The sequence below is a fragment of the Pseudomonas sp. Sample_9 genome (assembly GCF_004307535.1).
GTDB lineage: Bacteria > Pseudomonadota > Gammaproteobacteria > Pseudomonadales > Pseudomonadaceae > Aquipseudomonas > Aquipseudomonas mercuritolerans.
In genome coordinates, this window is the sequence record NZ_RAZO01000341.1 from 1 (window position 1) to 6,432 (window position 6,432).

A 6,432-nucleotide genomic window follows, 5' to 3' on the forward strand; every position below is an offset into this window, starting at 1 on the left:
GCCAACCCGAGATTCTTCAGCGCCAGTTGCAGCGAGCTGTGGATAACCTGCGGGTTATCGATCTTCATCAGTTCCGCCAGCATCTCCTGCGCCTTGCTCAGGTTCACTTGGCGCAACATCCACTTCACCTTCGGCAGGTTGGTGGCGTTCATCGACAGGCTGTCGAAGCCCATCGCCATCAACAGCACCGCCGCCGCCGGATCACCGGCCATTTCACCGCAGATGCTCACCGGTTTGCCTTCGGCGTGGGCGTCAGTGACCACGGTTTGCAGGGCTTGCAGCACCGCAGGGTGCAAATAGTCGTAAAGGTCGGCGACGCGCGGGTTGTTGCGGTCGACCGCCAGCAGGTACTGGGTCAGGTCGTTGGAGCCGACGGAGAGGAAGTCGACCATCCGCGCCAGTTCCTTGGTCTGGTACACCGCTGCCGGGATTTCGATCATCACGCCGATCGGCGGCATCGGCACGTCGGTGCCTTCGTCGCGCACTTCGCCCCAAGCACGGTGGATCAGGTGCAGGGCCTCTTCGAGTTCGTGAGTGCCGGAGATCATCGGCAGCAGAATCCGCAGGTTGTTCAAGCCTTCGCTGGCCTTGAGCATCGCGCGGGTCTGCACGAGGAAGATTTCCGGGTGGTCGAGGGTGACGCGGATACCGCGCCAGCCGAGGAACGGGTTGTCTTCCTTGATCGGGAAGTACGACAGCGACTTGTCACCGCCGATGTCGAGGCTGCGCATGGTCACCGGTTGCGGGTGGAACGCGGCGAGCTGTTCGCGGTAGATCGCCAGCTGTTCCTTCTCGCTCGGGAAGCGCTGATTGATCATGAACGGCACTTCGGTGCGGTACAGACCAACCCCTTCGGCGCCACGCTTCTGCGCCCGCGCCACATCGGCGAGCAGGCCGGTATTGACCCACAGCGGCATGCGGTGGCCATCGAGGGTCACGCACGGCAGGTCGCGCAGGGTGTCGAGGCCCAGCGCCAGTTGTTTCTCTTCTTCGACGACTTCGGCGAACTGCTTGCGCAGCACTTCGCTGGGGTTGGTGTAGACCTCGCCACGGGTGCCGTCGACGATCATTTCGATGCCGTCGACCTTGGCGTACGGCAGATCGACCAGACCCATCACCGTCGGAATGCCCATGGCCCGGGCCAGAATCGCGACGTGGGAGTTACCCGAACCGAGTACCGAGACCAGACCGACCAGCGTGCCTTCCGGCACCTCGCCGAGCATCGCCGGCGTCAGCTCTTCGCTGACCAGAATGGTTTTTTCCGGGTAGACCAGGTTCTGCTGACGCTCTTCCTGCAGATAGGCGAGCAGGCGGCGGCCAAGGTCTTTGACGTCCGAAGCGCGCTCGCGCAGGTAGGCGTCGTCCATCAGTTCGAAACGGTTGACGTGCTCAGTGACCACCTGACGCAGCGCGCCCTGAGCCCACTGCCCCGTCTTGATCACGGTGGTGATTTCGCTGCCCAGCGAGGCATCGTCGAGCATCATCAGGTAGACGTCGAACAGCGCGCGCTCTTCCGGGCGCAGCTGGGTCGCGAGTTTGGCGGACAAGGCGCGCATGTCGGCGCGCACGCCTTCGATGGCGGTCTTGAACAGCGCCAGCTCAGCGTTGATGTCGGTGATGGTCTTGTCCGGCACCACGTCCAGGTCCGCCGGCGGCAGCATGACCACGGCGGTACCGACGGCAGCACCCGGCGAACCCGGCACGCCGACGAACTTGGCTTCCTGAATGCCCTTGCCCTGCCGGCCCAGACCACGGATCGAACCGGTGGCCTCGGCGTGGGCGATTACGCCGGCGAGCTGCGCGCTCATGGTCACGAGGAAGGCTTCTTCACCTTCGTCGAACTGGCGGCGTTCTTTCTGCTGGATGACCAACACGCCGACGACGCGGCGGTGGTGGATGATCGGTGCACCGAGGAACGAGGCGTAACGCTCTTCACCGGTTTCGGCGAAGTAGCGATAGCGCGGGTGAACCGAAGCGTTTTCCAGGTTCAGGGGTTCTTCACGCGTGCCGACCAGACCGACCAGACCCTCGTTGGGGGCCATGCTGACCTTGCCGATCGAGCGCTTGTTCAAGCCCTCGGTGGCCATCAGGACGAAGCGATTGGTTTCCGGGTCAAGCAGGTAGACCGAGCAGACCTGGCTGCCCATGGCCTCTTTGACGCGCAACACAATAATCCCCAACGCCGCCTTGAGATCCTTGGCGGAGTTAACTTCCTGGACGATCTTGCGCAGCGTATTGAGCATGGCTCGGGGTCGAACTCCGTCGTCAGTCGCGCGCTAAAAGGCGCGGGGCAAGCTCTTTGAGAGCGCGTCGATACACCTCGCGCTTGAATGTCACCACCTGGCCCAACGGATACCAATAGCTGACCCAGCGCCAGCCATCGAACTCCGGTTTACCGGTCAGATCCATCCGCACCCGCTGCTCGTTGGAGATCAGGCGCAGGAGAAACCATTTCTGTTTCTGGCCGATGCACAGCGGTTGGCTGTGGGTACGCACCAGGCGTTGCGGCAAACGATAGCGCAACCAGCCCCGGGTACAGGCCAGTATTTCAACATCTTCACGTTCCAGGCCAACTTCTTCGTTCAGCTCGCGGTACAAGGCGTCTTCCGGCGTCTCCTCGGGGTTGATCCCCCCTTGCGGAAACTGCCAGGCGTCCTGATTGATACGGCGAGCCCATAGCACCTGGCCGGCGTCATTCGTCAGAATGATCCCGACATTGGGGCGGAAACCATCGGGGTCGATCACGGCAACAACCTCGCAAACGCATGTCGCCGCATTGTTCCACAAAGCTTGATGAGGCGGCAACGAAGGTTCCTACCTTATGTGCACTCTTGTGAAAAGACCGTATTCTTGTCGCCTTTTTACTGACTTTTCAGCGGGTAACTGCAATGCGCCTGGCTTTATTCGATTTGGACAACACCCTTCTGGGCGGCGACAGCGATCACGCCTGGGGCGATTATCTGTGCGAGCGCGGCTTCCTCGACCCGATCGCCTACAAGGCGCGCAACGACGAGTTCTATCAGGATTACCTGGCCGGCAAGCTCGACAACGCCGCCTACCTGAACTTCTGCCTGGAAATTCTCGGCCGCACCGAAATGGCCGTGCTCGACGCCTGGCACAGCGATTACATGCGCGACTGCATTGAGCCGATCGTGCTGCCCAAGGCACTGGAGCTGCTGAAAAAACACCGCGATGCCGGCGACAAACTGGTGATCATCACCGCCACCAACCGTTTCGTCACCGCGCCGATCGCTGTGCGCCTGGGCGTGGAAACCCTGATTGCCACCGAATGCGAAATGATCGACGGCCGCTACAGCGGGCGCAGCACCGACATTCCGTGTTTCCGTGAAGGCAAGGTCACGCGCCTGAATCGTTGGCTGGAAGAGACCGGGCATTCGCTTGAGGACAGCTATTTCTATAGCGATTCGATGAATGATCTGCCGTTGCTGGAACAGGTAGCGAATCCGGTGGCGGTGGATCCTGATCCGAATCTGCGGGCCGAAGCCGAGAAGCGTGGCTGGCCGGTGATTTCGTTGCGCGACTGATATCGCCTTCGCGAGCAGGCTCGCTCCCACATGGGATCGGTGTCATTGACAAATCTCCTGTGGGAGCGAGCTTGCTCGCGAATGGGATCGACTCGGTCTCCAGCCTTAAACCGGCTTGCCCCCCATCAACGCCGCTATGGCGACAAACCCGACGCCGCTGACAATCGCCAGGGCCAGATTGAACTTGCGATTGCCCACCCCGCTGGTCCACAGCCGATCCAGCCGGACCAGCAGCCAGACCGCACTGAACGTGGCCACGGCATAGATCACGCTGGACCCCAGAATCCACAATTGCCCCAATGGCCAGCCAACCAGGTGCACCAGCCACCAGCCGGTGAAAGGCATGCTGAGCATGCCGATAAGCATCAGACACCAGATGAACAGCCACGGACGGCGCATCGTACTGGCCGGGCCTTCGCTGCGATTACGCCAGGTCAGGGCGGCGAGCCCCAGCCCGCTCACGAGGATGACCACGGTCGCCGCAACGTGGAGGACTTTCAGGGTGGTCAGGGTTTCCATGTCGTTCTCTTTCGTAGATCCATGCCCATCAGCGTAGCCGCTCAGCCAAGAAACAGCTGATAGGCCGGGTTGTCGCTTTCATCCCAATACGGGTAGCCGATTTCCGCAAGTGCCGCCGGCACCAGATGACGTTCGTCATGGGGCACTTGCAGGCCAGCGACCACGCGGCCGTCCGCTGCGCCGTGGTTGCGGTAGTGGAACATCGAGATATTCCAGCGCCCGCCGAGCTTGTTGAGGAAGTTGAACAAGGCTCCCGGACGCTCCGGGAATTCGAAGCGCAGCACCACTTCATCGACCACCTGCGCCGCGCGGCCGCCGACCATGTGGCGGATGTGCAGCTTGGCCAGTTCGTTGTCGGTCAGGTCGATGACCGGGAAACCCTGCTCGGTCAGGCTTGCCAGCAAGGCGCTGCGCGGGTCGTTGTCCGGGTGGGTCTGCACGCCGACGAAGATGTGCGCTTCGCTGCCGGTGTTGTAGCGGTAATTGAATTCAGTGATCTGGCGCTTGCCGATGGCTTCGCAGAACGCCTTGAAGCTGCCGGCCTTTTCCGGAATGGTCACGGCGATGATCGCTTCGCGACCCTCGCCCAGCTCGGCGCGCTCGGCGACGTGGCGCAGGCGGTCGAAGTTGACGTTGGCACCGGAGTCGATGGCGACGAAAGTCTGGCCGCTGACGCCACGCTGCTCAACATACTTCTTGATCCCGGCCACGCCCAGCGCGCCGGCAGGCTCGGTGATCGAGCGGGTATCGTCGTAGATATCCTTGATTGCCGCGCAGATCTCGTCGGTGCTGACCGTTATCACTTCATCGACGTAATCCTTGCAGATCTCGAAGGTGTACTGGCCGATCTGTGCCACCGCCACGCCGTCGGCGAAGATGCCGACGGTCGGCAGAACCACGCGCTCGCCCGCCGCCATCGCTGCTTGCAGGCAATTGGAGTCGTCCGGTTCGACGCCAATTACCTTGATGTCCGGACGCAGGTATTTCACGTACGCCGCGATACCGGCGATCAACCCACCGCCGCCGACCGGGACGAAAATTGCGTCCAGCGGCTGCGGGTGCTGACGAAGGATTTCCATGGCCACGGTGCCCTGCCCGGCAATGGTGTGCGGATCGTCGTACGGGTGGATGTAGACGTAGCCTTTTTCATCGACCAGTTTCAGCGAGTAGGCCAGCGCTTCCGGGAACGAGTCGCCGTGCAGCACCACTTTGCCGCCGCGCGAACGCACGCCTTCCACTTTGATTTCCGGGGTGGTCTTGGGCATGACGATGGTGGCTTTGACGCCCAACACTTTCGCCGCCAGAGCCAGGCCCTGCGCATGATTGCCCGCCGAGGCGGTGACCACGCCACGGGCGCGCTCTTCGTCGCTGAGCTGGGTCAGCTTGTTGTAGGCGCCGCGAATCTTGAACGAGAACACCGGCTGCAAGTCTTCGCGCTTGAGCCAGATGTCATTGCCCAGCCGCTCGGAGAGCTGGCGGGCGTTCTGCAGCGGGGTTTCTACGGCAACGTCATAAACGCGCGAGGTGAGGATCTTTTTGACGTACTGTTCGAGCATCGGAAAGCATCACTGGGCGAGTTGGGCAGGGCCAAGGAGTCTAACCCGGCTTTTGCCCGGGCGACCACACGGATCCAGAGGTTTTATCGCGCCGAAAAGATCGCAGCCTTCGGCAGCTCCTACAGTGGGAATGCATTCCAAAGTGTAGGAGCTGCCGAAGGCTGCGATCTTTTGATCTGCCAACAGGACAATGACCTTCACCACCGCGAGGCCTATAATGCCGGCCTTTCTGCCCAACCCTTGCCCGCTTCCGGAGCCCGCATGACCCAGGATCAACTCAAACAGGCCGTGGCCCAGGCCGCTGTCGACTTCATCCTGCCGAAACTCGACGACAAGAGCATCGTCGGCGTCGGCACCGGCTCCACCGCCAACTGCTTCATCGATGCACTGGCCCAGCACAAGGGCGCGTTCGATGGCGCCGTTGCCAGCTCCGAAGCCACTGCCGCGCGCCTCAAGGGCCACGGGATTCCGGTGTACGAGCTGAACACCGTCAGCGATCTGGAGTTCTACGTCGACGGCGCCGATGAAAGCGATGCGCACCTGAACCTGATCAAGGGCGGCGGCGCCGCCCTGACCCGCGAGAAGATTGTCGCCGCCGTCGCCAAGACCTTCATCTGCATCGCCGACGCCAGCAAACTGGTGCCGGTGCTCGGCGAGTTCCCGCTGCCGGTGGAAGTCATCCCGATGGCCCGCAGCCACGTCGCCCGCCAACTGGTGAAACTTGGTGGCGACCCGGTGTACCGCGAAGGCGTGTTGACCGACAACGGCAACATCATCCTCGACGTGTTCAACCTGCAGATCACCAACCCGGT

The 6,432-nt window shown here is 62.0% G+C and carries 6 protein-coding genes; 2 read left to right on the forward strand and 4 right to left on the reverse strand.

Features of this window, described 5'->3' with window-relative positions; translation table 11 throughout:
• On the reverse strand, positions 1 to 2,243 hold a 2,243-nt coding region (gene ptsP, locus D6877_RS19830; RefSeq protein ID WP_130911853.1), incomplete at its 3' end, for a phosphoenolpyruvate--protein phosphotransferase.
• Between the two features lie 22 nt (positions 2,244 to 2,265).
• Positions 2,266 to 2,745, reverse strand: coding sequence for an RNA pyrophosphohydrolase (locus D6877_RS19835; RefSeq protein WP_003229203.1), 480 nt, complete (start codon positions 2,743 to 2,745; stop codon positions 2,266 to 2,268).
• 143 nt (positions 2,746 to 2,888) lie between these two features.
• Between D6877_RS19835 and D6877_RS19840 the strand changes: the two genes are divergently transcribed.
• Entirely contained in the window at positions 2,889 to 3,545 is a 657-nt protein-coding gene (locus tag D6877_RS19840; protein WP_130900345.1) for an HAD family hydrolase, read from the forward strand.
• A gap of 105 nt (positions 3,546 to 3,650) precedes the next feature.
• On the opposite strand, the gene D6877_RS19845 is transcribed toward D6877_RS19840, so the two are convergent.
• Together D6877_RS19845 and ilvA are read right to left on the reverse strand one after the other, a co-directional pair.
• Positions 3,651 to 4,064 (reverse strand): DUF2269 family protein, encoded by a 414-nt coding sequence (locus D6877_RS19845; RefSeq protein WP_130911854.1) that lies wholly within the window; start codon positions 4,062 to 4,064, stop codon positions 3,651 to 3,653.
• A gap of 41 nt (positions 4,065 to 4,105) precedes the next feature.
• A complete protein-coding gene (gene ilvA, locus D6877_RS19850) occupies positions 4,106 to 5,620 on the reverse strand; it encodes a threonine ammonia-lyase, biosynthetic (RefSeq protein WP_071172186.1) in 1,515 nt (504 codons plus the stop codon).
• 261 nt (positions 5,621 to 5,881) lie between these two features.
• Between ilvA and rpiA the strand changes: the two genes are divergently transcribed.
• Positions 5,882 to 6,432, forward strand: a 551-nt coding sequence (gene rpiA, locus D6877_RS19855) for a ribose-5-phosphate isomerase RpiA (protein WP_130911855.1), incomplete at its 3' end; no start/stop codon positions are given.

Bases quoted from the DNA above. Each gene is read 5' to 3' on its own strand.
- D6877_RS19840 (WP_130900345.1), top strand. From the start codon at position 2,889: ATGCGCCTGGCTTTATTCGATTTGGACAACACCCTTCTGGGCGGCGAC.
- D6877_RS19845 (WP_130911854.1), bottom strand. From the start codon at position 4,064: ATGGAAACCCTGACCACCCTGAAAGTCCTCCACGTTGCGGCGACCGTG.
- ilvA (WP_071172186.1), bottom strand. From the start codon at position 5,620: ATGCTCGAACAGTACGTCAAAAAGATCCTCACCTCGCGCGTTTATGAC.